Origin of the sequence: Parapedobacter brassicae, assembly GCF_051400755.1 — a bacterium.
Taxonomy (GTDB): domain Bacteria; phylum Bacteroidota; class Bacteroidia; order Sphingobacteriales; family Sphingobacteriaceae; genus Parapedobacter.
The window spans coordinates 419,264-445,586 of the sequence record NZ_JBLFFL010000001.1; the positions used below are offsets into that span (position 1 = coordinate 419,264).

The 26,323-nt window shown below is 52.7% G+C and carries 15 protein-coding genes; 2 read left to right on the forward strand and 13 right to left on the reverse strand.

What is annotated here, in order from left to right:
* The first annotated feature begins 8 nt into the window (after positions 1–8).
* The gene (locus tag ACMGDE_RS01825; RefSeq protein WP_436831044.1) at positions 9–572 is read left to right on the forward strand and encodes a DUF4136 domain-containing protein; all 564 of its coding nucleotides are present in this window, start codon (positions 9–11) and stop codon (positions 570–572) included.
* A gap of 34 nt (positions 573–606) precedes the next feature.
* On the opposite strand, the gene ACMGDE_RS01830 is transcribed toward ACMGDE_RS01825, so the two are convergent.
* The 13 genes from ACMGDE_RS01830 to ACMGDE_RS01890 form a co-directional block, all read right to left on the reverse strand.
* Entirely contained in the window at positions 607–1,638 is a 1,032-nt protein-coding gene (locus ACMGDE_RS01830; RefSeq protein WP_436831773.1) for a GntR family transcriptional regulator, read from the reverse strand.
* A 54-nt stretch (positions 1,639–1,692) separates the two neighbouring features.
* Positions 1,693–2,004, reverse strand: coding sequence for an L-rhamnose mutarotase (rhaM, locus tag ACMGDE_RS01835; protein WP_436831045.1), 312 nt, complete (start codon positions 2,002–2,004; stop codon positions 1,693–1,695).
* Between the two features lies 1 nt (position 2,005).
* A complete protein-coding gene (locus tag ACMGDE_RS01840) occupies positions 2,006–3,760 on the reverse strand; it encodes an alpha-L-rhamnosidase-related protein (protein ID WP_436831046.1) in 1,755 nt (584 codons plus the stop codon).
* A 446-nt stretch (positions 3,761–4,206) separates the two neighbouring features.
* Positions 4,207–6,459 carry an alpha-L-rhamnosidase-related protein gene (locus tag ACMGDE_RS01845; protein WP_436831047.1) on the reverse strand — a complete coding sequence of 751 codons (2,253 nt, stop codon included), beginning with the start codon at positions 6,457–6,459 and terminating at the stop codon, positions 4,207–4,209.
* Positions 6,459–8,738 (reverse strand): alpha-L-rhamnosidase-related protein, encoded by a 2,280-nt coding sequence (locus ACMGDE_RS01850; protein WP_436831048.1) that lies wholly within the window; start codon positions 8,736–8,738, stop codon positions 6,459–6,461. The genes ACMGDE_RS01845 and ACMGDE_RS01850 overlap by 1 nt, the downstream gene beginning before the upstream one ends.
* A gap of 2 nt (positions 8,739–8,740) precedes the next feature.
* Positions 8,741–10,468: a RagB/SusD family nutrient uptake outer membrane protein gene (locus tag ACMGDE_RS01855; protein ID WP_436831049.1), complete on the reverse strand. Its 1,728-nt coding sequence runs from the start codon at positions 10,466–10,468 to the stop codon at positions 8,741–8,743.
* 19 nt (positions 10,469–10,487) lie between these two features.
* Positions 10,488–13,682, reverse strand: coding sequence for a SusC/RagA family TonB-linked outer membrane protein (locus ACMGDE_RS01860; protein ID WP_436831050.1), 3,195 nt, complete (start codon positions 13,680–13,682; stop codon positions 10,488–10,490).
* 295 nt (positions 13,683–13,977) lie between these two features.
* On the reverse strand, positions 13,978–15,525 hold the full coding sequence (locus tag ACMGDE_RS01865) for a RagB/SusD family nutrient uptake outer membrane protein (protein ID WP_436831051.1): 1,548 nt from the start codon (positions 15,523–15,525) through the stop codon (positions 13,978–13,980).
* Positions 15,526–15,555: 30 nt separating this feature from the next.
* On the reverse strand, positions 15,556–18,630 hold the full coding sequence (locus tag ACMGDE_RS01870) for a SusC/RagA family TonB-linked outer membrane protein (RefSeq protein ID WP_436831052.1): 3,075 nt from the start codon (positions 18,628–18,630) through the stop codon (positions 15,556–15,558).
* 52 nt (positions 18,631–18,682) lie between these two features.
* Positions 18,683–21,010, reverse strand: a complete 2,328-nt coding sequence (locus ACMGDE_RS01875; RefSeq protein WP_436831053.1) for an alpha-L-rhamnosidase-related protein — start codon at positions 21,008–21,010, stop codon at positions 18,683–18,685.
* Positions 21,011–21,047: 37 nt separating this feature from the next.
* Positions 21,048–23,540, reverse strand: coding sequence for an alpha-L-rhamnosidase-related protein (locus ACMGDE_RS01880; protein ID WP_436831054.1), 2,493 nt, complete (start codon positions 23,538–23,540; stop codon positions 21,048–21,050).
* Positions 23,537–24,391 (reverse strand): sugar phosphate isomerase/epimerase, encoded by an 855-nt coding sequence (locus ACMGDE_RS01885; protein WP_436831055.1) that lies wholly within the window; start codon positions 24,389–24,391, stop codon positions 23,537–23,539. The genes ACMGDE_RS01880 and ACMGDE_RS01885 overlap by 4 nt, the downstream gene beginning before the upstream one ends.
* Complete coding sequence (locus ACMGDE_RS01890; RefSeq protein ID WP_436831056.1) at positions 24,388–25,206, reverse strand: phytanoyl-CoA dioxygenase family protein; 819 nt, start codon at positions 25,204–25,206, stop codon at positions 24,388–24,390. Before ACMGDE_RS01890 ends, ACMGDE_RS01885 begins: the two co-directional genes overlap by 4 nt.
* A 179-nt stretch (positions 25,207–25,385) precedes the next feature.
* On the opposite strand from ACMGDE_RS01890, the gene ACMGDE_RS01895 reads away from it, so the two are divergent.
* Positions 25,386–26,270 (forward strand): helix-turn-helix domain-containing protein, encoded by an 885-nt coding sequence (locus ACMGDE_RS01895; protein WP_436831057.1) that lies wholly within the window; start codon positions 25,386–25,388, stop codon positions 26,268–26,270.
* Positions 26,271–26,323: the final 53 nt, after the last annotated feature.

The following is a 26,323-nucleotide window of genomic DNA, read 5'->3' on the forward strand; positions in this document are numbered from 1 at the left end:
TATACGCCATGAAAAGGCTGTTATTATTTTTCGTCCCGCTGTGGGTACTAGCGTCCTGCTCGTCTTACCAATATCACACGACCAAGATCCAAAGCACCGATTTCTCACAGTACCGGACATACGGGTGGTTGCCACCGGTAGACTCATTGTCCAAATCGTATTTTGACAATGATATTGCCCGCGCAAACATCATGGAGACCGCCAACCGGGAGCTGGAAGCCAAGGGTCTGCAGTATTCGAAAGACAACCCGGACCTGCTTTTCCGGTATATTGCCATTGTCAACAATAAAAGTCGACCGTTATACGGCGGAATGGGTCCTTGGGGGATGTGGGGGTATAACCCCTGGATGTGGGGTGCTGGCTGGGGATACGGCTGGGGAGCATGGAACCGGCCCGTCGGTGAAGAACGCTACCGGGCTGGCCACGTCATCATCGAAGCCCGGGATCGGCAATCGAATACCGTCATCTGGCAGGCCCGCGGCTCGGGTGAAGTGAATAATCCGGAAAAGGCCATCAATAAGTTGCCTGACGTCGTCGCCGGCGTGATCGAACAGTTTCCGGTGGAACGGTGATCGGTGGTGAGTACAGGTCACAGACTACCGGCCACTAAATAGAAGACCTCAGCGTCAGGTAAAACGGCACTTTTTCATGCCGTTTGGCGTTATCGAGGATCACCTGTGCGGCGAGTTCTCCCATGCGCCGGAAGTCGGTGGATACGGTAGTGATGCCGTTGAGGATGAATTTCTTCAGGAGCGTCTCATTGTACGAAATGATGCCCACCTGTTTGCCGATCTTCAATTTCAAGGATATTACCCGATCGAGCAATTTCACCAGATCGTCTTCCATCAGGTTGATATAGGCCTCCCCTGCTGATATGGGTTCCTCGGAAATATCGCCCACCAATAGGTGATTAAACGCATACTGCTGGCAGAACCGATAGAATCCTTTGATGATACCCTTGGGGAAGTAGCTTTTGTCGGGAAAGATAAGTTTGAGCGTGTGGTATTTGCTGAGCTGCTCCCGTGCTTGGTCTAAGGCGTTGTAAATGTCCTTTTCGAAATCTTCGTATACCGCGGCGTATTCCCCATCCACTTCCGGCACCAACTTATCCAAGAGCACCAATTTATCTTTCGGGATGGTATTGATGATTTCGGCGGCTTTATCCCGCCCTTCGATAAAATGGGGGATGATGACGTAATGGGTGTATTCCTGCCGGAGGTTTTGCAGCAATTTCCTGAACAGCGAGAGGTCATTGTTATAAATGTAGAAATCAACGGCGGCATCGCTGCCGATGGCTTCTACAAATGCGTCGTAAATGATTTTCTTATGGGCACTCAACTTGTTAAAAAACAATACGATCTGCAGCTTACGCCGGAATTCGGCGTTGGTGATGTAATACCCCTTTCCGGGGACCGACCCCAGTACGCCCAATTGCTTGAGGTGCTTGTACCCTTTTTCGGCGGTATCGCGCGATATTTCCAATACGTAGCTCAGTTCATTGATGGACGGAAGCATGTCGTCCTTCTTGATCTTCCCTGCTTCCACAGCGTTGACAATCGCATTGGCCAGCTGCAAATACTTAGGGGTGGCAGAGTACTCGTTGATGTGAATATGGTCTAATAGCGCTTCGGGCTTCATGATTTCGCTCATACGTTTGGCGCATTAAAGATAAGGGGTTATGCAGAGAATCCATCATTTCAGGTAAAATACTTCGGTTAACGGTATACTCACCGGCGAGTTGTCGGCATTGGTTTCCATAATATCGGCCATATAGGCCCACCATCGCTGCACGACGGGATGATTCCCCAAATCCTGCGACGATTGCCCCGCTTCCTGTTGCACGGCGAACAAGGTATTGGTTGCCTCATCCAGAAAAATCGAGTAATCGCTTACCCCGTGCGCCTTCAATAGCTCAACCAATTCGGGCCATATCGCCGCATGCCTTTTCTTGTATTCTTCCCGACATCCGGGCATCAACTTCATCTTGAATGCGATACGTTGCATGTCAATCCTTAACCTGAATAATCTTGACCCCTTTGGGCGCCTTGATCTCCGAGTGTATACGTCCATCCGGTTGCTTGGTATGCTTCACATACAACACGCCATAAGGTGTCGGAAATGTTCCTTCCGCATACTCCAGATCGCCCAGATGGGGATCGATGGCGATCTCCTTGCTGCCCGGAGCGATCACGTTGATTCCCAGTACATGCTCGGTAAGCCAGGCGGTAGGTCCGGATGCCCACCCGTGGCATAAGCTATGCCTGAACCCGATGTAGCAGTACGCACCGTAATCGCCATGGATATCCTTTTGATTTGCCGGTACCAACTCATCGATGCGGGCGGCATTGGGCAGCCACTCGAGGTTAAAGTCCTCCCAAAACGTGGTAGCGCCCAAGTCCAGCATGGCACCCCAATAGCTTCGGATGACATCCAACGCACCATGATAGTTCCCCGCTTTGGCCATGGCCTTTAGCATGTAATACCCATAGAACGTGGAGAAGTTTTTTGCGCCGCCCACGGCCAACACTTGTTCGTTAGCCTCTGCCGCGGGCACCATATCTGCCAAGGCCAACAAGGCGGCTGCTTGCTTGGAATGACCCATCGGCGGCACATGCTGCCGTAGTTTGCGAACCGCTTCTTCCGCGACTTGCTTGGTTTCCTGATCACCTATCATTTCGCCCAGTTCAGCGGCGGTGGCTAACGACCAGATCGTCATCGCCTGCAAACCGGCGTGAATGGCCGCCGGGTCTTCGCTGGATGGCCAGTCGAGGAAGCGGTTGCCATCCATCAACTCTTTTCCATCGGGTCCGATCTTCGAAACAATCTGCCGGACCAACGCTGAAAGGTAGGGCTGCTGGGCTTTGAGGTAATCCAGATCGCCGTGATGCATATACCAATCGCGATGCAGGATGATCCACCACATGGAATAGGTACTGATGCCACTCATCCAGCCCGGTAGCGGGGTCACGTCTCTGGCCAGATCCAAGCTTTTGGGCACCACTTCATTATAGCCAAATACGCTATTTACGGTTGACACCTCCGGATGCAGGTCGCCCACCCACACCAAACGGTCACGTTTGATACCATCCCATAAATACGCCTGCATGTTGAGGTGCACGGTATAGGCTCCGGTCTGCCATATTTGATTGAGGCGCTCGTCATTGCTCTTGAACGATCCCAAATAGGGAATGTCCCGATAGGTAAAGATGGCGCGCACCTCTTTCAAGTGCAGTTCGGCATCGGCATCCAGCAGATCGATGCGCACAAAGCGGAAGCCCGTTTCCCCGATCTGTATTTTGCCCAGCCAGGGCACCTGTAGACGAAAGTCACGTATGGCGTGGTCATTGGTGGCGCCCTTTTCGCCGATTTCGGCCATCGCCTCACTTGCAGATTCGCCAAAACGGATGCGCACGTTGCGGGGAATATTCCCCGGTGCCCACATACCCGTCACGATTTCCAGTCCGCCATGCAATTCTTGACCAAAGTCCAGCAGGATACTGGCGGTATCTGTTCCACTATTTTTCAGCACGGAGATACTCGCGTTGGTCAAGTCCGCCTGACCATTGCCTGGTTTAAGTAACTGCTCCTCGTTCGTGACACTCCCTGCTTGCCATATCACACGGGTGGGCGAATGGTATTCGTGCACACGCTCGTCCCTTGCCGCCGAATCACTCCGGGTCTCCGCCTGTTGCCCGAACGTCCAATGGATCATTCCAATTACACAAACCAAGGCTAAAACGCCGTGTCGCTTTTTCATCATTTTGCTTCAGATTTATAATCAAGCGCAAGATAATGAGAATGGCAGATAGCCGTATCCTGTGCTTACCTGATACATCCGAGCTAGATGTAACTGGACTTACCCCGAAAATAAGCAGCCCCGGAACCAGGCGTTCGGTCTGGAAGCCTCCGTTGCACCTGTTTGCAAAGCATTGTACGGCGTGTATTGAAGCCGTTCCGCTTCGCTGCACTTCTGCAATACACTTGCCTACTGCTGGTACGGTCGGTACTGCCTATGCTTTGCTGCTCAGTGCCGCCTCTGGCTTCAGATGTCCTCACGTCCGGATTCCGGTGCCTTGACGGATATCCGGGAAAGCCGTCTGAGCAGGGATGGCATGGGGCTGCGAATGAAGCAATCAGCAGCCAAGCCGGACGCTTTGACGGGCTGAAAGGACACGCTAAATTTTGGGCATATCCAGAGAGATGTGGTTAAAACACAACCTCGTAACTCCCCGCTGCCAGCGGCGGCAGCCGCAGCCATCCATTTACTTCATCGGCCTTTATAGGCTCCCCGTTTACTGTTATCCGTGGCTTGCGCTTGGCTGACAGCGGCAATTCTACCCGAGCGGAGGTGTTCCCCGGCACCGTCAGCTGCATTTCGTATGCCGAGTCGCTTTGCTTACAGGAAAGGATGATGCTTCCCTTAATGGTCGGCACCTTAATGGTCGCCCATTCCAATGATCCGATCTGCGGCCGCACGCGGAAGGTGTCCCACCCCGGTTGCAGCGGCTCCACCCCCATCAGCTTCCGCGGAATGGCATTGGCGGGCACTGCACCCCAAGCGTGGTTCCAATCCTGGTTGGGTTTGTATTTGTTATCCCATGCTTCCATGGTCACGGTGCTTCCCGCGCGGATCATGTTGTACCAGCTGCGGTCGGCTTGCGAGGCCAGTAGCGACAGCCCGTAATTCCCATCGCCCGCTTCATACACCGCATCCAGCAGAAATTGACTGCCGTACACGCTGCACGCCAGTCCCCTCGAACGGATAAAATCCATCACCGCTTTCTTATTTTTTTCCGGTACCAGACCAAAGGCCATGGCCATCATATTGGTGTGCAGGGACGCATGCTCGGTATCAACACCGTCCCGATAAGATTTTTGTTGCCTGTCCCACAGCAGGGTTTGAAATGCACGGTACGTTTCATCCGCTTTTTTGCCGAACAGCTCCCCATCGTCATCCTCACCCAAAGTCGTTGCAAGCTCAGCCATGTTCCGGAGCGCCCGGTAATGGAAGGCATTGACTACCGCATTGTAGGTGGTAAACACGAAACCATCCGTTTCCCCATTGCCCACCATCCCAAAGCCACCGGTATGCGGCCAGTCTACGATGTCGCGCAGGGAATCGCCCTGGTAATGGATGGCTTTCATGAGCGCCGGGGTCTGTTTCCCCCTCTTGGTACTGATCAACCCGTTGGTCTCGCGCAAAGGCAGTAGCAACTTGGCTTTCAGATCCGCGTAATGCGTCCGCACGGAGCGCACGTCGCCAGTATACACATAATCGTTGTAGGCCATCAGTACGGATTGCAGTATCCATTCGGTAGGCCAGGTCGCATGGCGGAGCAGGTACTCATGCGAGCGGCGAGCCAGGCTATATTCCCTGTCGACACCGTAATGGCTGAGTTGATTGATGTAGGCATCGGCTTCGTAAGGGATGCGCTCGCGGTCTCCATCCACATAAATGCCCGCAAAGGAAGTCGCCTTCATGCTGTATTTGCATAACTCCCAAACAGCGTTCAGCACGGTGTCTGAGCTCTCAAAATGCGCGGCAAAGTCATCAAAGGGGTAATGCACCGTGGAGCGGATGATATCGGTCGCTGCCAGTTCTTCCTTGTAGCCCTCCACCTCCACATACCGGAACGGCAGCACCTCACCGATATATGCTGGCATCCTGACGGCGGACGGACCGGTATTGCGCCTATCGGGCTTGAATTGCAGGAAATAGGTATGCCTGCCGCGTTTTAAGGGTACTTGATATTCGGCATAGCGAATCGTGCCTCCGGGTTTGCGGTTGATGCTGCCATCCGCATTGAGGGCCTCGCCCAGCCGGACGGTCAGCGTATCCCACCCTCGATCGGAAACCAACGTGAGGCGCAGCTGCCCAAAGGATGCCCGGGCAAAATCCACCCGTAGCGCCTGCCCGACCCGGACCATCCGCGAAGGTGTTTCATCTGTTTTCTGCAAGGGATAATATGCGGTTTGATAATCTTGAAGGGTATCCGCCGTCCAAAACCGTCTGATGGGTGACCAGGGAGTCGGCTTCCCTTCCCCATCCCACACCATCACCCGCCACGTGTAGGCGGTGTTGGGCCTCAGCGGCTGCCCGCGGTACAGCACGTTAGTAGATTCATCGTCGTCCACCTTGCCGGAGTCCCAAATGTTGCCAACACCATCGGCCACGCTGTCGGGGTTATCCGATACCAAGATGCGGTAAGCGGATTGCGCCGCGCCCGGTTTCGCGCCCGTCAGTTCCCATCCCAATGCCGGTTGTTTATTGGCTATCCGAACGTGTTGACCGGCGCCGCTAGGACTGCCCGTTGCCGGATACCCATTGACCACCTGAAAATCGGCGTACTGCAGGTGATCCACGCTTAAGTTGAGCAATTGGATGTCTTGGGCATGTACCGCCAGCGCGATGCTTGATAAGCCTAACAAGAAAACAGGTGATAATCGAAATTTGTGCATTAATAACTCAGTTTAAATTCGTGCCTTCCGGCACCTACATCTTTCAAAAGTACGTAATTGGCTGTTTTCTTTGCTTTTTCGCTCGCTATGCCGTTCTGCGACAGGCGATAGTCATCCACACCCTCGGGAATCGGCAAATAGACATCCGCGGTGACATTAGCCGGCAACGACACCGTCAACACGAAACCATGCTGCTGTACGTCAAACCCCGCCGCTATCGGTCCGCTGATCGTCGGCAGCTGTGCCTTGGCCCAGGCCAGTCCGGCCGGCTGCGGCTTGATGGTCACGTGTTTGAACGCCGGAGCCGCCGGCGTGATCCCGATCACTTTTCTCGGCAGGATGTGTGCGGGTGAAGCACTCCAGGCATGGCTCCAGCCGTTGTTGTTTTTATACTTATTGTCCCAGGCCTCGGTGGTCATCGTAGCGCCCACGCGCAGCATATTGTACCAGCTCCGGTCGCTTTTAGACGTCAAAAGCGACATGGCGTATGCGCCTTCTCCCGCATCGAACAAGCCTTCCAACAAATAATTAGCGCCGTAGACGCCACAAGCCATCCCTTTTGTCTTGATGTAATCCAGCACCCGCTGCTTTTCTTTTTCGGGGACCAAGCCAAACACCAAGGAATAGAGGTTGGCGTGCAGGGACGCATGATCGGTTCCGATCCCATCCGTATAAATACCCTGTTTTTGATCAAAGAAATGGCGCTGGAAAATCTCGAAAAGGCGGACATGCATGTTCTTATACCGCTGGGCATCCGCATCATTCCCAATGGCGCGGGCCATGTTTTCCATTAACTTCAACGTGTGGTAATGAAACGCATTGACCACGGTATTGTAGTCCGTGAAGACATAGCCATCGGTCTCCCCGCCTTCGGGTATCGCCGCCGAACGCTGAGGCCAGTCCACGATATCGCGCAACGTTTCGCCGTTGAAGAAAATGGATTTCCGGAACTCCTCGGTAACCAGGCCCGTCGTCGTGGATATCAATCCATTGGGCATGGTCAGCGCGGTCATCAATTTCGGTTTGATGTCCTCATAATTTTTCAGGATCACCTGTTTGTCGCCAGTATGCAGGTAATCCGTCCAGACCATCATGATCGAGTGCGATATCCACTCGGTGGGCCATGTCGCATGGTAGATCATGTTTTCCAGGCTATACCGCGCGGTAGCAAACTCACGATCCACCGCATAGTGTCCCAGTTGGTGAATATATGCATCGGCCTCATACATCATCCGCTCCCGCTGGCTGGCGGCATAGTCCCCGTTGAACGTATTGGCGATGACCGAATACCGGCACAGGTCATAAATCTTGTTGAGCACACTGTCGCTGCTGACGAAATACGATGCCTCCTCATCAAACGGCACATGCAGGCTCAACTGCTCCGCGGAAACGACCGACAGGTCCAAATCGGCTCCGGCGATTTCCAAAAAGCGAAACGGAATCACCTCCATCATGTGTTCGGGCATGGTCTGGCTATGGGGATAGTGCGCCTCGAAGCGCGGAATATCCAATGGATAGGTATGCGTCCCTTCCTTAATGGGCAACGCGTATTCCTGGTAAATCACACCGCCGCCCGGCTTAGCGTCTATCGAATCTCCGGCATTTTTTTCGCCCACACGTACGGTCAACGTTGTATCCTTCCGTTCACCAGGCCTTGCCTTCCAATCCAGTGTCAGCGCCACATTGGCAAATCCGGCTTTTTCGAATGCGACAAACCAAGTACCGTTCGCTCGGCGTGTCAATCTGATGGGATCAGCCGGATGGTACTGAACAGGCGGGCGATCTTCGAACGTCCACAACCCATTCTCCTGTGCTGTATCGAGCCTCACCCACCGGCTTTCGCCGGGCCAGCGTTTATCCCGCAGGGCATCCCCGATATTGAACCGCTGAACCGCGCTGTAGGCAGACACCTGTCCGCTTTTATTCCACACCCTCACCATCCAATAGTACGCCATTTGGGGTGCAAGCTTTTCCCCGGCATAGGCGATGTGCAACGCATTGCGTTCCGTGACCCGGCCACTATCCCACAGATCCGGCTTACCGGCCTTCAGGAGTACCGGAGAGGACGCGGCAAGCACCTGGTAGGCGGTCTGATAATCGCCGTTTTCCAACGTGGGCACCACCCAGCTAAACGTCGGTGCTAACGTGGTGATGACCGACCGTTCAGGTCTCGTCAGCAGGTTGGTCATCAGCCCGGTAGGCGCTGCGGTCGTATCCGCAGCACCTACATGACCAATGCTGAGCCAAATCCAGCCTAACAGTAATCTAAAACCAACCATCCTTACCTATTTTGCCATCCTTCATTCTGCGCCAACGGCACATCCTTGTTCGTGTCGATAACGGTATTGGGGATGGGCCAGAGGTTATAATCAAATGTAAGCGTCGCCTGCGCCTCCGGCCAGAACGCATATTGGCGGATGCGGTCAACAGCGGTGGTCCCGCCCATGCGCAGCAAGGTATTCCAGCGACTTTCCTCATATATCAATTCCCGTGCACGTTCATCCAAAATCAGGCTGAACTGGTCGTCCATATCCGCAGCGGTGACCATATAGGCGCATTGCGCCCGCTCGCGCAGCAGGTTGATGTCGGTGGCGGCACCACCCTTATCACCCAGCCGCTGTTTGGCCTCTGCCCGCAACAGGATGGTCTCCGAGAGGCGGATAAAGTAATCATCGCGGAAGAGATTACTCATGTTTTCACCATCCTCTACCCCCGTATACCGGTCCGTCGCGATTTTGCAGGATACCGGATAGCATAAGCTTTGATTGTTTTTGTTGGTGGCCGCATCGCTGCTTCCATTGTAGATCACCTCCCAAGGCACCGGCTGTCCATAGTATGGAGATGAGGCGACATTCCCGATAAACGTGCGGCGGAACACGATATCGGAGTTGCGCAAATCGTCTGCCCACTGATCCGCATAGATCTCGTCCCGTGTATACATCGTCGGGATCATCTGGGCAATGCCCCTGCCGCCGACATCTTCCAATGTGCCGGTCAAGTGCGCAGGCGCGCCATCGCGGAACACCGGACTGTATGTCCGGGAATACGGCAGCTTCGACCGGCCATCTTCCGCACGGTAGGCCGAGTAGTCGATCTGTAACGTCCAAATCGCCTCGGTATTCCCGTCCTGGTAGTTGACATTATCTTCCTGGAACAAATCCCAGTACACATTGCCCTGCTCTTCCTCCTGCCGCGAGCCGAACCGCGATTTCATCAATGAAAACGTGCCCCCGTTGATCACTTTATCGGCATTGGACACGGATTGATTGAATGCCGCCTGCGCAGCCCCCGCGTCTCCATCAGCGGCAAGTTGTATTCCCTGCGCAAGAAACGCCCTGGATAGCATGTGCTGAGCCGCGCCTTGCACCAGACGTCCGCCTTCGGCAGTTGTCGGAGGCAGGTCATTTTCAATGGCCAGCAACTCATCGATGGCAAACTGGTAGGTTTCTACCCGTGTAGTACGCGCAAAATCGTACTTCGGCTCAGTGGTGATCTCCGTCACGATGGGCACGCCACCGAACAATTCGCCCAGGTTGAGGTAAGCAAATGCCCTGAAAAACCGCGCCTGAGCCACAGTATAAGCCTTTTCTTCGGGAGTAGACCAGGATATATGCTCCAAATCCGCAGCATATATCGCCAGATTAGCCTTGGCAATGATCTGATACCACGTGCTGTATATATTGTAGAACGTGCCGTTATCCGGGTTGATGTTTCCGTAATTGTTGAAAGACGCACCGCGCCGGATGCTGGCCACATCAAACATGTCGGTACCATTGCCCCGCAACACAAAAATCCAGCCTTCCTCCGCTGGATTGGCCCACAGATCCCGAAGCTGGGAATAAATGGCCACCACCGCTTGGTCGATCTGCGCAGACGTGCTGAAGGCATTGTCCACCGTATAAAACGTAGGCGGTGTTTCGGTCAGGAACTCGCTGTCCGGCTCGCATCCTACGAAGCCCAGCAGCAAAACCGCCACCGTGCTGAAACCATATATTATATTTCTTTTCATGTCCGTAATATGCTAATGATTAAAAACTCAAATTAACGCCCAGGGAATAGGTAGAGGCCACCGGTAGACGGGCAGCATCGCCAGTATCTGATTCCCGGATAGTAGCTCCCACTTCCGGATCGCCCCCGAACCAGTCCGTAAACGTGGCCAGGTTCCTCGCTGTGGCAAACACCTTCAAAGATCCGATTCGCGCGGCCTGCAGCCAGGGCTGGTCAAAGGTGTAGGCCAACGTGACGTCCTGCACCCGTACAAATCCTCGGCTTTGCAGGCCCAGGAAGCGCCCATCCCCGGCGAAGATAGCCGATGGATATACATCGCTTGGGTTTTCAGATGTCCAGAATGGGATATAGGGTGTGTTGTCATTGAACCGGCCTGTGCCACTGGTCATGTACGCCGAGACGTTCGACCGCATGTACATGTTATTGCCGCCGAATGTTCCCGTCACCATCACATACAGGCTCAGGTTTTTATAAGACACGTTACTGCTGAAATTCAAGCGGAAATTTTCTTTGTCATACCCCAGTATTTTGCGGTCTGCCGCCGTAATGCCCGGCTCCCCATCCAGATCGCGGTACTTGGGCGCGCCCGGCGCCGCCCCGGTCAGCTCGATGTATTCGGTATCCCCTTCCTGCACAATGCCGATCTGTTCGTAGCCATAAATCGCTTCCAACGATTTGCCGATAAATAAGCTGTTGGCAATGTCGTCATCTTCCAAGCCATCTCCATCAATGTCATCTCCATAGAGGGACACCAGCTTGTTGAAGTTCTTCCAGAAGGTCACCGTCGTGCTCCAGTTCCAGTCGGGTTTTTGAATGTTGATGGTCCGCACCGTGGTCTCAAAACCGGTATTGTTTACCTGCCCCATAGACGTGAACATAGTTTTGAAGCCTGTCATCACCGGGATATTCCGCGTAAAGATCTGGTCGGTGGTCTTGGCAAAGTAGGCATCTACATCCCAGAAAATCCGACTGCCGAGCCAAGTCGATTCAAATCCTGCATTCCAGGATGAGGTCGTTTCCCAGCCAAGTGAGGTGTTGCCGAGCGTATTTTGATACAATCCATAATATACCCGTCCTGGTTCGTTAGAAAATTCATAACGTGCCCCGCCACTTGCCGCATTGGCCACAGCCGATAAGGTGCCATATGGATTAAGCCCCTGATTACCATTCTGCCCCCATGAAAACTTGAGTTTCATGTCATCCAACACGCTAAGCGATGCCATAAACGGTTCATTGGTAATCCGCCAAGCCAAACCGGCCGCCCAAAAATTGGCCCATTTATTATCTACACCAAATACCGAGGCCCCGTCACGGCGATATGACCCCGTGAAATAATATTTATCATCAAACGAATAGTTTATCCTCCCCAGATAACCAATGTTCGCCCGTTCGTAATTCCGAGTCGACATACTATTCAGATTTGTCCCGTCATAATCGATGCGCTGCACCGTGGCTTTATGCAGTCCCTCCAGACCTAACGCGGTATTTCCATTGGCAGCGAAGTCACTGCCCGTCATGACGTAACGTTCATGATGCAGAAAATCCCTTGTGGCCACGAGCGTGACATCAACAGTGTGCCGGTCAAAATCCCGGTTGAAATTGATGATATTATCCCACACATAGCTATTCGCCTTCCGTTTTTCAATATTGCCATTCGCATTCGTCAAAAGCCCTTGGATCACGGCTGGACTATACCGTTCCGGTGATTCGCCCTCCTGCACATAATTGGTTTCATAGTAAAAATTGCCATAATGTGTTTCGTCCTGGTTGAGCAAATAGTTGACCCGATAGGTAAGACCTTCTACCCAGGGCACTTTGACCACCGCATGCGTATTCAACCGATAGTTAAACAGAAAGTCCTCGTTGTCACGCGTCTCATCATCCACACCCCAAAGCGGGTTGACCAACGATTGGGTATAGGGATATTTCTCCAGGTTGCCCTGGTCGTCCCGGTACGCAACGCCGTAGGGCGACATGATCTGTGCCGAATTGATATTGGCCGCCACACCGGAATAATCCCGTTTGGAAAAACCAGCGTCGACACCCACTTCCAGCCATTTGGTAATGTTGGTATTCAATTTTCCTAATAGCGCTATCCGGTTAAACTGGTCGCCCACGATGATGCTCTTATTATCGTCATAGGAGGTAGACAGGTAGTAGTTGATGTTTTCCGTGGCGCCGGATATGGCCGCTTGGTAATTCTGCATTGCACCCGTCCGGCTTATCTCGTCCAGCCACACTGTCTCCCGGCCGGCTTCGCGGTTAGCCAACTCACCGGTCTTCATCCAATTGGTTGTTCCCGGCGTGTATTGGTTCCTGGCGTTGACCACTTCTATCCATTCTTCGGCAGGCAGCATTTCGACCCTATTTTGCCATTGTTGGAAACCGGTAGAAGCATTGAAGCTGATCACCGGCTTACCGGTGCGGCCCCGCTTGGTCGTGATGGCGATGACCCCATTGGCAGACCGCGATCCGTAGGCCGCGGCGGAAGTCGCATCTTTGAGCACATCCAGCGTGGCGATATCATTGGGATTGATATCGCTCACGCTACCCATGAAGATCACCCCATCCAACACGATCAACGGGGTATTGATCCCATTGATGGAATTCTGGCCGCGTATCTCCATCGCAGGCTGCCCGCCTGCGGTATTGGAGGCTCCGATATTCAAGCCCGTGACACTGCCTTTTAAGGCTTCAAGGGCATTTATGTTCGGCGCCAACGCTACGGGTGAATTCTCGAGATTGAGGGACCCCACCGATCCCGTAAAGTCCTTCCGTTTGGTGGTGCCATACCCGACGACCACCACTTCATCCAGGTTCGATGATTCGGGCTGAAGCACCACTTGGAGCGTTCGCTCGTTGCCCACGGTCACTTCATCCGGCAAAAACCCGAGTGCGCGGAACACCAACACATCTCCGTTGGCCGCCTGGATCTGGAACTGTCCATCGGCATCCGTAGCGGCACCGCGGGACGTGCCTCGCACCAATACGGACACCCCTTCCAAGGGATTGCCCAGGGAGTCGCGCACCACGCCGCTGACCACCTCTTGCAGGGGTGTCCTGCTCGTCCGTGCGCTGCGCGGCTCGCCGGGACCAGCTACCGCCAGCTGTAGGCCTGCAAGGACCAATAGCAATAGTGTTTTCACCATCACCAAACAGCGGAACGGATAAATCACCCGTTTTCCGCAGTTATTTGCAGTAAATACTGTATACATGATAATTTTGGTTATAATTAATAATTGGTTTATCTCATCAATTGGTTAGGTACCCGTTTCATCCGAACGGTAACGAAGGGTGTAACGTTTTAATTATTCATTGCGATACCTCCTTTCAACATGTTGAGGTTGGTCAGTCGACGTAACCGTTTTATAATTGTCAATACTACAATACTACTGCCTTTCACGTTAAGCAGTGTCCTGTACTGTCCTGCTACAGTCTTGTTCATACCTCGCTTCGCGCAATTGCTTCATCCAGCAATTAATCTCCCATTGATGGGCTAGACTAGGACGCCTAATAGCCCGGATTTTGCGTCAAATTGGTGTTAATCTGCAGCTCACGGGCAGGTATGGCATAGATGAACTTGTTTTCATTAATGTCAAAGGTATTGGGAAGCAACCAACCGTAAAGCGCTTTCATACGTTCGCCCTTTGCTTGGATAGTTTCAATAGCCGTCCCAGTACGTATCAGATCCATCCAACGGTGGTTTTCAAACGCTAGTTCATGCCGCATTTCATTGGCAACATCCAACGCCGTTACCGAACTGAGCTCCTCCAGGTTCGCCCGCCGCCTAACTTGGTTGATGTAGGGCAATGCCTCCGCTTCGCGTCCCTGAGCCACCAGGCTTTCTGCCAATAGGAGCAGTGCGCCGGCATACCGGAAAACCGGCCAGTTATTGTCCGTATTGAATTCAACTTGATATGGCGGATGTAGGTATTTCCGAATGAAGTACTGGTAGCCCACACCTGGTGTGGGTTCATAACCTACCGGACTTTTGACAGCGGTGATCGTCATTACATCGTTGTCGTCGACTGCTCCTTCGGCTATTGCTATAGACGCCGGCAACCGCAGGTCACCTGCTTCATACGAGTCTACCATCTCTTGGGTGGGTACATTCCAGCCGCCACTGGCCAAGCCACCCCTGGCGTTGGTGCCGTTTACGCCAAGAATAAAGTCAGGGTTGGTGGCCTTTGGAATGAACCGCCAGATGAAATCGCTGTGCTGCCCTTCGTTGCCCTGCTTGTATTGCACTTCGAATATGGATTCCTTGTTGTTTTTATGTACCGGGTCAAACACATCGGCATAATTATCCATTAATCCGTAATTCATTTCGGTAATATCCAAAAGTTCGGCAGTTGCCTTTTCGGCTTCCTTTGTAGGTTTAGCCAGGTACGCATAGGCAAGCAGCATTTTGGCGGCACCTTTTGTTGCCTTACCGGATTGCGGAAATGTAGCGGCGACAGGCAACAACGGTATAGCGGTATTCAGGTCGACAACGATTTGGTCGTATACTTCAGCAGCTGTAGACCGGGGTATAAAAGCTTCGTCCGTCGTCACGATTTCCTTCAGTTGGAGCGGTACCCCACCGAAGTGCTGCACCAGATCGTAATAATAAAACGCCCGCAGGAACAGCGCTTCGCCGGAGATTCTATCCTTCTCCTCAGCTGTCAACGGCGCGTTTTCCAGCCGGCTTAGTATCGTATTGACCTTGGAAATACCTTGGTAAGCGTTGCCGTAGCGGTTACCCGGCGAATTGGGCGACTGGCTGGTGGTGCTGTTGTCCCTGAATTCCGGATAAGCTTCGGCACTGACGAATGAGCCCCTATCGGCTGCATAGCGCGTAAAGAAGGTGTTATCTGACCGCATTTCGTCCATATAGATGCCCATGAAGGCGATTCCCCTTAGATTGGTATAGGCGGCGGCTGTTGCCTGGTCAAACTGATCTGCACTTTGATAAAACGAAGCGGAACTCAGCGACGTGGGTGGAACAAGGTCGAGAAAATCATTCGAGCAGGATGTAAGCGCCAGCATCGAAACGGTGAAATATGTTATTCTTTTCATGATGATTCTTTTATTGATTTGATTGCCTTTCTAAAAGCCCAGACGTATACCTGCAGAAAATATCCGCGGAATGGGATAACCCGCAAAATCGCGCCCCTGGTTTAATCCGTTCAATCCATTGATCCCTGCTTCTGGGTTAAGCCCGGGGTAATTGGTGAGGATAAAGGCATTCTGTGCACTCAGGTAAGCACGTATTGATTTGAAATAGGTGATGGCCGGCGACGTGAACGTGTAACCCAACGTGATGTTCTTTGCCGCGATATATGAACCATCGAACACCTGCCTCGTCGTGAAATTACGGAAATCTTCCGTGGTGCCGCTGCGCGTGCGGGGGTAGATACCATCGCCCGGGTTTTCGGGTGACCGCCAACGACCTGCCACACCTTTCCTGACATTGAAAACCCCATCAATATTTTCGGTGGACTGGAAGGCATCATCCGAGATATCATTGCCCACGGTTCCGGCGAGAACGATACTCAGATCGAAGTTTTTATAGGAAAAGCTGTTGGTAAGCCCGTAGACAAATTTAGGATTGGGGTTTCCGATAAACGTCCGGTCGTGGCTGTCGATGATACCATCGGGAACACCATCCGGACCGCTGATATCCGCGAAGCGGGCCGTGCCTACCATCGATGTAGCACTGTGGGGTTGGGTCTCAAATTCCTCCTGTGTCATATACACCCCGGTATTGATGTATCCATAGAACATCCCGATGGGGTATCCCACAGCCGTGCGGTTATCATCCCAATATAGGTTATATCCGCCGATCGGCGCGTCGTTTGTCCCCAACTTTTTAACCACGTTTCGATCGAACGAAATGTTGAAATCAGTGGTCCATTGGAAGTCGCCCACGAAGTTTCTCGACCCCACCGTAAACTCGTGCCCCCAGAAGTCAAATCGGCCTATATTGGAGGTGATGCTCGAAAATCCAGACTGTATCGGAATATCGATACCATACAGTAAGCCGTCGGTTTTCTTCCAGTAGTAATCATAGGTAAAGAACAACCGGTTGTTGAACAGTTCCATATCCAGCCCAATGTCATAGCCTTCCGTGCTTTCCCAGGTCAGAAAGCTGTTGCCGATGCCGTTCAATGATTTACCCGGCGTAACCTGGTTGTTAAACACGTAATCGTTGCTGTTTACCGCGGCCAGATACGTGTAATTGCCGATGTTGTTGTTGCCAACCTTGCCATAACTCACCCGTAATTTCAGCAGGTCGATTGCCTGGATACCCTGCATAAACGATTCTTCCGACAGCACCCAGCCGAGCGATGCCGACGGGAAACTACCGAACCGGGTATTTTGACCGAACTTGGACGAGCCGTCACTGCGGAAAGCGAATGAAGCAATGTACTTCCCTTTGTAATTATAATTCAACCGCCCGAGGTAGGACAGCAGTGACCATTCATCGGCACCGACATTGCCGATGCGGGTGATGGCCGCGCTGATCCACGGAATGTCGTCGTCAGCAAACTCGCGACCGTCAATGTTGCTGTTTTCGGAGGAGAACTTCTGAACCGTGTAACCTCCGAGCAGTTCGAAATGATGGCTGTCGTTGAATGATTTTTCGTAGGTTAGCGTATTTTCACTTAACCAGGTCAGGAAACCACTGGTCCCGTATGAACCGGTAGCCATTTGCGGCGGTGCGCTTCCCAGCCCGCCCTGTGAGGTGGATGGGTTAAATGCCCGTGTAACGGTATTGTCCGTATTGACATTGAAGGCGGTTTTCGCCTTTAAACCTTCCAACAGTTCGTACTCGACATAGGCATTGGCCAAGAAGCGGTTTGCCCGGGCCTTGCGGATACGTTCCGTAACGACCCGGTACCAGTTTGGATTGGGAAACATACCCGGCTGGGAAAACGCAATCGGGTACGTGCCATCTTCGTTTCTGTAAGAGAGGCTAGGATCCATCAAATACGCTAATTGAATGATATTCCGCCCATTATCCAGGCCCGCCACACCGTTATTGTAGCCGTTGGAAAATTCCAGGTTGAGTCCAAGTGTAAGGCGGTCCGTGGCATTGTAGATGTTATTGGTCCGCACGGTAATCCGACGGTCGTCGGTGTTCAAGATCACCCCTTCTTGCTTATTGAGGTTGAGATTGAATACAGACTTCAGCTTCGGGGTGCCGGCGCTGTAGGCGATGTTGTAGTTTTGGTTCAGCGCATCCCGCAGCAGCACGTCGAACCAATCGGTGCCGTAATCTCCGGCGTAACGGCTTGGATCGGCATATACTTCGGGCACACCACCGGCATACCCTTCATACCGGGCGGCATCTTCGTAATACTCTTTTTTGAACTGTGCAAACTCCTCCGCATTCATGAGGTCAGGCCGTCCTCGCTGGGGCACCTCCTGCAGCCCCATAGTGGCAGAAAGTTCGAGGTGTTGCTGGCCATCCTTGGCTTGCTTGGTCGTCACCAGCACCACCCCGTTGGCCGCACGTGATCCGTAAAGTGCCGCCGCAGATGCGTCTTTCAACACGCTGATGGATTCGATCTCATCTGGACTAAGTGTTTGGAGCCCGCTGGCGGAAGGAAACCCGTCAATGACAATAAGCGGTTGGTTTCCCGCACCGATGGAGGCCGCTCCCCGGATGCGGAAGGACATCTCCGAACCCGGTGTGCCGGAATTGTGATTAATCTGCACGCCGGCCATCCTGCCCTGCAACTTCTGGCCAATATTGGCCACCGGCATGTCCCTGAGCTTTGTGGCATCGACCTGCGCAACAGCTCCGGTAAGTTCTCTTTTCTTTTGTGTACCGTAGCTGACGATCACAACTTCTTCCAACTCCTCGGAAGCAGGTGTTAGTTGGACCTGCAAGCTGCCGTCCGTCACGATGATGGATTTCTGCTGATAGCCGATCGAGCTGAACACCAAGATATCACCTGGCGAGGCCTCGATGGTGAAGTGTCCTTGTCCATCGGTCTGCACGCTGGTGGATGAGCCCCGCAAGGTCACGGTTACACCGCCGACGGGTGCCATGGTTGCCGAATCGGTAACCATGCCCGTTGCTCGTGTCTGCGCTTTGGCGGGGCCACTGTTTACCAGGAAACATAGCAGCGCCAAAAAGCAGAAAACGAGCTGTCTGTCATATTTTGTTCTCATAATGAATGGGTTTGTTTTTAAAATTAGTTGTCAGTTAATAGTTGGTTTCTGATCAGTGATCTAACAGTATAAACGACCACGCCCCCGCTTTCACGTCGAAATAGCAGTACGTTTCATCTTCCCCGAGATGGCTTATCGACGGGTGATCGCGGGGTTTGCCTCCTTTTTCCAGCAATACGTCGCCGTTCACCGTAATTGTCGACCAGCCCGTTTTGAGCTTGGGTATCCCGATACGGGCCGTTGTTCTGGTCGGAACAACAGCCGACAGGGACAAGTTATCTTCCGTACGTTTCAGCTCAACGGTGATATTACCCTTTGCCGTTGGCGTGATGCAGTATATCTCATCCAATGTGCCCAATTGGGGTAAGATGCTGAACGTTTCAAAACCCGGTCTTTCTGGGGCGATGCCAGCGACATACTGATGCATCAGTGTCAATGGTCCCCCGGACCAACCATGGTTATACGATCCACCACCGTAGCCGGCCGAGCCAACGCCCCATCCTTCCCAAAGCGTCGTGAGCGGGCTTTCCACCATGTTCGTGTAACGCGTTTTCATCCGTTCCAGCCCGCCTTTCGCATCACCCATTATGAAAAACGCTTCCAGGATGTATTTTTCCATATAGGGGCTTGCATGGAATTCGGTTTCCAAGACCTTTTTAATGGCGCCATACTTAGTGCTATCGGCAAGGCCGGCAACCACGGCAAGCCCATTTCCTCGATCGTCGATAACGCTGGTATTTGACGGACTTTTATAGGCGGCACCCGTCCAGAACCGCCTGTTGAAATTCGTTTTTATCGATTCCGAAGCTGCCCGGTAGCTGGGGATATCCGCTTGGTTTCCCGTAAGCTCCGCCATTCCGATAGCTCCTTCCAGCGCCATGTAATACCAAGCATTTTCAATCAACGGCGTGTCGATATCTTCCCCCCAGTCCATCCAGTCCCAGCCGCCCGGACGATGGATGACTAGGCCATCTTCACCGAATTTCCATAACTTCAGATAGCGTTTGACCGCCGGGTACACGTAACGCATCGTCGCGGTATCAGCGGTATAACGGAAGTAGTTCCAGAACCCATATTTGCCGATACTGGCAAGCATCTGCGCAGGCAGTTCCCGATCCCAGTTGCCGGCAGGTACCGGTGAATACAGCACGCCATCCGCTTTCTGCCAGTCTACCAGGTTTCGGATCGCTTTCTGAATGGCCAGGTGCCCATTCCCGTCGCAGGCATATAGGATTTCACCCAGCAGGATGACCGCGTCACCCCACCATTGTGCACGTTCGCGATCCGGATCCTGAATGGCATCCCGCAGATTGACATTGAGGGTGTTGTATGATTTTTCCCAAAGCGTGTTGAGAAAAGGGTCATCCGCCTTGAAAACGCCCAGCCGTTCAGTATTATAGCGTGTTTCCCGGTATTTTAATTCCAGGATGTTGACTCCCTTGGGGATCGCGTAGCGAACCTCGTGCCCATTCATGTAGCCGAACGTTTCAAAATCCTGCACCCCTTCTTTGGTGATGTATTCCGTACGCACATTGAACTCGCTCCCGCCCTTGTAGTTATCCGTCCGGATATCGATCTTAAGCCCGGCGGGGGCATCAATTTTGAGGTAGGGCGTGATGGAGATGTTCCTGGGAAGCTTGGCTATCACGGTATCACCGTCACTCGTGCGGCGCAATTCGGCTTCGTTTTCATAAGCCACCAAACCGGAGTCGTACCACATCGGAATCGGTCTTTTTTCTAATTTATTCCAAGGGGCTATTGGCGGGCTACCATAAGACACGACGGGTTGCCAAGCCTTGCCGCCAACATCGCCCAGGCGCCAGTCCGGCACGTCATTCCTGGCATCGAAATGGATGTTGAACTCCGGCAGGCGGTAATTAGGAAGCGGCGGTCCGGTATGGCCAAAAGCAGGATGCCTGATGGCCTTCCAAGTAGTGTCTGATCTGATCGTTGCGCCACCCAGCACCGCTTCAAACAGGAGTGCGGACTTGCCGCTGTTTTTGTGGTTAAATCCATCCCGACCCCAATACCACGTCAAAACAGCGATGGTGTTTTCTCCCTTCGTTAAATAGGGAGCCACGTCTACCTCATCGTAGTACGTGTCACGGGGGTTGGGGCCTCTTTTCAACTGCCCTTCAAACACCACCAGCTCTCCATTTATCCAAAGCCAGTATTTCGAATCCGTAGCGATTTTGGCGTATGCTGTCTTGGGCAGGTTTTCTATTGCATACGTTTTGTAATACGCGGTCCATATATTGGTGTCCGCCGCCGCATGCGGAAATCCTATCCACGCTGCCTGCCAATTCACATGCTGGCCAAAAGCCGGAAGGCCAATCAACAGCATCGCAATGCATCGGAAAGATTTGGTAAAATACCTCATATCAGTTCAATCAATTGGTTAGCAATCCATTGTGACGTCAACGCAACCGAAGTGCGAACGTCGTCAGGCCGGTTCCATCGGCTTTGGCTGTCAATGATCCGTCCGAAGTCACCTTTACTTTCCTGCGTTTTCCGTCTACCGTCAACGCATAGCTGGCACCGGGCGTAAGCCCGTGAAGGGTAATCTGCTTTGGTCGGTTGCCCTTCACGGTCCATTGACAACTGACGCCGTCCCATTGGGTTACGTGCAGGTCGGCGAATTCGTCTTGTTCGGCATGCACGACCAACCGCATAGCCTCCTCATTTTCGGGATAATAAATCACATCAGTGCCCGACCTCCCTACACCGAAGGCCTGACTGCTCCGCACCGAAAAATCCCGCGTACGCAATTGGTAGTCATTTATACGGAGCGAAACTTCGTATACGGTGTCTCGCAGCGTGTACGTAAATTGGGTACCATTGAGTTCAGGCACCAAGTTGGGCTCCAACCCCATCCGGTTCCACTTGGGACGGATGCCATAGATATCGCTGTATAGCGCAGTCACCGTGGTGGCTATGCCCGCCAATATATCAGTACCCAACCCCTTCTGGTCCACCCTGCTGTACCGCTGCGAAGAAAGTCCATCCTTTCGGTATTGGGTGAGGATATTACGGATGTATTTCAAGGCCAAATCCCGATCGTATTGTACGTAGGATCGTATGCCGAGATATCCCCACGTGGGAAAGATATCACCGTTCTCATAACGCGGAAACGGCCAGTTGTTGTCGTGCACTTCTTCCCGTTTGAACGAATCGAAGCACAATGGCCAATGGAAAAGATTTTCTTCGGACGTGCGCCGCTCGATATTTCCGAGGATCGTGGCCACGCGTTGCTTATCGTCGCACAGTCCGAAGGCGATGGCAGCAAAATTCACCGGCGTCACGAGGTTGTCACCCCGCACGGTGCCGTCGTTGTCTCGCCAGTATACATACTGCTTCTTTTCGGGCGACCAAAAACCGCCTTCCTCCACGGTCTTGTTGAATGCTTCTTTCAGTCGGTCGGCGATCCTTCGGTAGTCATCCGCTTTTTCTTTGTCGCCCAGTACCTGCTCACATGCTGTCCATAGGTTGAGCGCCTCATACAGTTGCGCGTTGACGAACGCATTCTCGAAACTCGCCCACACGATGTCTATCCAGTCGCTGGCCTGCTGCTCAGAGACGTTGTTATTGACCATCTCAAAGATTCCATTCCCATCGGTATCCCTACGGATCAACCAGTCGAGCGCGCGTTCGCATGATTCCTTGTGCGAACGCAACCAAGCAACATCGCCCGTCTGCTGGAATTGTTCGGCGGTGTTGATGATGTACCCGGTTTGGGAATCGAGGGTATACCCCCACATCGCTTCATAATAGCCGGTTTCCGGATTGTAGGTGCCCGGTATTTCGTCGCCGGGCACGTTGTGCCAGCGCGACAGTACACGGCCATCGGGAAGCGTAGCGAGGTCACGCTCCTGATCGAGTGTGGCGGATAGGTTATCGGTGTAGTTTTGATCGTTCACCGCCAAACCGATCTGGGCGAAAAAAGGTTCGTGCAAGCATTTCCAGTTCGTGATCCATCCGTTGGCTCCAACGATATGGTTGTCCACCACGCCATAACGGGCCGTCGTGTTGAGCAATTCGCGGACCGCTGCCACATCGATACCGGGCAATGTGCCCCGGTCGTAGATTTCAAGGTAATTGGTGTAGGTCAGTTCGTAGGTAACCGATACCGTTCCTTGCTTGACCTTGAAAGGCGCAAACACATCAGCCTTTTTATGGACAAAGCGGCTCAAATGATAACGCTGGTCCAATTCGGCATCGGTAATCAAGTGCGTGCAGGTGAAGGCACCCTGTTCATTGTGTGAGTACTTGGTCGCAATGTGTTGGTCATTGCCAGCGATTGCCGCTATTCGCAAGCCATCTTCTTCATCCTCGTTCCAAAATGTTACCCCGCCGGTATGTACGCCATACGTATCGTTGGGCGACGACAAGTACTTGCACCAAACCATTCCCCCGTTGTCCAGTATTCCACCTTTCCATGTCGTCAAGTCGGCAAAATGCCAGATCGGCATCGCCATGTCTTCCATCGCCACGGGTTCGGGGTATGTCCGGCTGATGGTCCATAGTACCCTATCCCCCTCCAGTTTGAACCGCCATGACTCCACGATATTCCCCAAAGTAATCCCTTCCACATCGATCTGGTCAGCTTGGGATGAAACCTTGATTTGCTGGGGTTGCCCCCAGGATGTCCAGTGCGCGTCGGCCGTCTGTACGGCCGTATAGATGCCGGTGTGTGCTAATCTATTTTTATTGTTGACAAGCAGTTCAGTCACCTTGCAACCCGACGAATAGTCGATAAGCAGGGCAAGCCGCTTGTTCGCTGTAGCGATACGGATGATCTTGTTGCCGGAATCATGGTCGACCTGACCACTGGCACCCCAGGCGACAAGCGCCAGCCAGGCCGTCAGCGAAAATCGGCATACGTTCATCAATCGGTGGCAACGTTTGGTCATGTTACAATGGGTTTATCCAGGTGTTCATACCTCGCTTCGAGCAATTGCTTCATCCAGCAATTAATCTCCCACTGGTCAGCCACGGTCTGCGTAGTAAACGGGACGTAAGACATGTACGGATAAGGCCCGAATTCGGGTGTAATGGTGGTACGCTCACAGCCAGTTTGCTGTAAATGGGCTATCCAACGGTCCCACCAGGCCAGGTGATGCGTCAACGCTTCCTGATTTTCCGGCGCCCGCGGATCGGTCACTTGGGGACCCTCCGGGAATCCTACCCGGGCATGTAAATGTTTGCCATGCGTGATCGCAGCATCAATGGCATCGTCCTGATCTTCGAGGTAGCTCTCCGAGACACATACCCAGTGCGAAAAATCAAGGGCCAGCTCCAGCGATGGGAGTGTCCTCAGGTAATCTTTGACGACATGGGCAGCAAACGACCATTTGTTGCGATGCGTTTCCTGAATGATGCGGATCGATGACTCGCGGCTTATCCGGTCACAAATGGCAAAGCACACCTCCATCTGTGCACGGCTGTAATACTCCCGCCCGGTTTGCGATACGATGAATTGCGGCTTTACGGTTTGGCTTTGGTATTCCAACAACGCATAAAGGTTGCGCTCCAAGGCGGCTGTATACCGGTTGAAATCCTTCCCCTCATGGAGCTCGGCGTGGAGCAGTATATACGACAATCCATTATCGGTGAGCGCATCGACCATATCCACGTTCTTCGGCCGGTCCGCCAAGGGGAATACCTCCACACCGGCAAAGCCTTCCTGCGCCACCCGCTGGGCGAAGCTGTACCATGCCATGCCCTCCGAACCCCACCGCGGATAATAGAAATCGATTTTCATGCGCGTTTATAGATGAGCGGGTTTTGTTCATCATTATCCAATGGATCGCCTACATTAAGGGACTCCGCGTACTCATCGGGCAGGATATTGGGCGTGCCGTTATAGGTATTGCCATCTGGCATATAGGCGCAGGTCATGGCCCGGCGGAAACCGGGCGTCATGTTGGCATGGGCGCCGTGGATCGTCAGCCCATTGTGGAAGGAGCAGCTCCCCGCTTTCATAACCGCAGCGTGGGCCTTTGTTTGTTTAAATTCAGGGTAAACCTCGAAAATCCCAGCCATGTTCTTTCCGATGCCTGCATTCTCGAAAGTCGTTGTTTTATGAGAACCGGGGATGAAGAACAAACAACCATTTTCAAGCGTCGCATCGTCTAGCGCCACCCAAATGGATAATGCACGTCGGTCTGAAAACGACCAGAAAGGCGTATCGAGGTGCCAGGAAGTCGGATTGGCCCAGGGCCGCTTGATCAAGGCCTGGTCATGCCAGATGCGGATCCCGTCTACCCCAGCCAAATCAGCGGCCATCTTGCCGATACGGTCATCCACCATCAGCTGCTTCACGTCTTCGCTGGTCTGCCACAGGTTGAGCAGTTGGTCAAATACATTATTGAAATACGCAGCATCCTCGTTGATGCCGTCATCTTCACCCAAGCGGACTTCCTTGCCCGGTATTTTAAGGCCGTTGCGCTCCCCGATGGCTTTGGTCACCGCGTGCCGCCAATGTTCCAGCTCTTCGGCAGTTAAAAAATCGTCGATGATGACATAACCATTTTCTCTATAAAAATTGATTTGCTCATTACTTAAGTCGGTATTCATAAACGTATCATAATTGGTATATCACAAATATAGGGCTGCGATAAACTGTAGAAAATGACTTAATTCAACATTTACTTGCACTTTTTGATATTTTAGCGATCCCGAAATGCCGGAAATTTGTTATTTGTAAACCTAGTCGGCTTTCCGTATGTTTGAACTATTGATACAACGAACCGGTTATGAATAATTATCATAAATACCTGCATATAAGTGATGTAGACCGGGAGTTTGGTTTCTACGTGACGACAGTCGGTTATAGTAAAATCGACAAACATGCCCACTATCCCGATGTCACTCAACATCCGGCCGACCATGTCTTTTCCTGGAATAAAGGTCGCATCCTGGATGGTTATTATGTGGTGTTCATCACCAGTGGGCGTGGGGTATTCGAGTCGGCCAAAACACCCCCTCAAACGATTGAAACGGGGACGTGCTTTATACTGTTCCCCGGCATTTGGCACCGGTATAAACCCAACCCTGCTTTCGGATGGGAGGAGTATTGGGTGGGCTTTAATGGCAGTTTCCCCCGGCAGGTCATGGACACCTTCTTCCATCCAGAAAATCCCTTCGTCGAGACGGGTCTCAGCAAGGAGTTGATGGCTGCCTTTATCCAATTGCTAAATGCCGTTTCACAGGTTCAAATCGGATACCAGCAAATCATTACCGGGATCGTCCTACAGGTTATCGGATTGCTCAACCGGGTGAACCTGACGGCAAAAAATGATAATGATCCCGAATCCATCTGGGTATCAAAAGCCATCTTCAAACTCCAGCATGAGCTGAGTAACCCCATCTATATGCAAGATCTGGTTGCCGAATTTCCCCTCAGCTATTCAACGTTCAGGAAATCCTTTAAACGGATTACGGGCAAATCGCCCAATCAATACCATCTCGACCTCCGGCTTGACAAAGCCGAAGAACTCCTCAAGAGCACCAGCCTGACGGTTCAGGAGATCGGCTATCATACGGGCTTTGAGTCGCCCTATTATTTTTCAAGGTTATTTAAGAAGAAGTTTGGGGTGTCGCCGAAGGGGTTTCGAAAGGCGCTCGTACCCGCTCCCTGACGGCTGCGGATGGCTTGGCTATCTGCCTGCTTTTGGCGCCCAGTCTGGGTGCT

Coding starts and splice junctions, on each gene's coding strand:
- ACMGDE_RS01825 (WP_436831044.1), top strand. CDS start 9: ATGAAAAGGCTGTTATTATTTTTCGTCCCGCTGTGGGTACTAGCGTCC.
- ACMGDE_RS01880 (WP_436831054.1), bottom strand. CDS start 23,540: ATGACCAAACGTTGCCACCGATTGATGAACGTATGCCGATTTTCGCTG.
- ACMGDE_RS01840 (WP_436831046.1), bottom strand. CDS start 3,760: ATGATGAAAAAGCGACACGGCGTTTTAGCCTTGGTTTGTGTAATTGGA.
- ACMGDE_RS01890 (WP_436831056.1), bottom strand. CDS start 25,206: ATGAATACCGACTTAAGTAATGAGCAAATCAATTTTTATAGAGAAAAT.
- ACMGDE_RS01885 (WP_436831055.1), bottom strand. CDS start 24,391: ATGAAAATCGATTTCTATTATCCGCGGTGGGGTTCGGAGGGCATGGCA.
- ACMGDE_RS01850 (WP_436831048.1), bottom strand. CDS start 8,738: ATGGTTGGTTTTAGATTACTGTTAGGCTGGATTTGGCTCAGCATTGGT.
- ACMGDE_RS01865 (WP_436831051.1), bottom strand. CDS start 15,525: ATGAAAAGAATAACATATTTCACCGTTTCGATGCTGGCGCTTACATCC.
- ACMGDE_RS01830 (WP_436831773.1), bottom strand. CDS start 1,638: ATGAAGCCCGAAGCGCTATTAGACCATATTCACATCAACGAGTACTCT.
- ACMGDE_RS01860 (WP_436831050.1), bottom strand. CDS start 13,682: ATGTATACAGTATTTACTGCAAATAACTGCGGAAAACGGGTGATTTAT.
- ACMGDE_RS01870 (WP_436831052.1), bottom strand. CDS start 18,630: ATGAGAACAAAATATGACAGACAGCTCGTTTTCTGCTTTTTGGCGCTG.
- ACMGDE_RS01855 (WP_436831049.1), bottom strand. CDS start 10,468: ATGAAAAGAAATATAATATATGGTTTCAGCACGGTGGCGGTTTTGCTG.
- ACMGDE_RS01845 (WP_436831047.1), bottom strand. CDS start 6,459: ATGCACAAATTTCGATTATCACCTGTTTTCTTGTTAGGCTTATCAAGC.
- ACMGDE_RS01895 (WP_436831057.1), top strand. CDS start 25,386: ATGAATAATTATCATAAATACCTGCATATAAGTGATGTAGACCGGGAG.
- rhaM (WP_436831045.1), bottom strand. CDS start 2,004: ATGCAACGTATCGCATTCAAGATGAAGTTGATGCCCGGATGTCGGGAA.
- ACMGDE_RS01875 (WP_436831053.1), bottom strand. CDS start 21,010: ATGAGGTATTTTACCAAATCTTTCCGATGCATTGCGATGCTGTTGATT.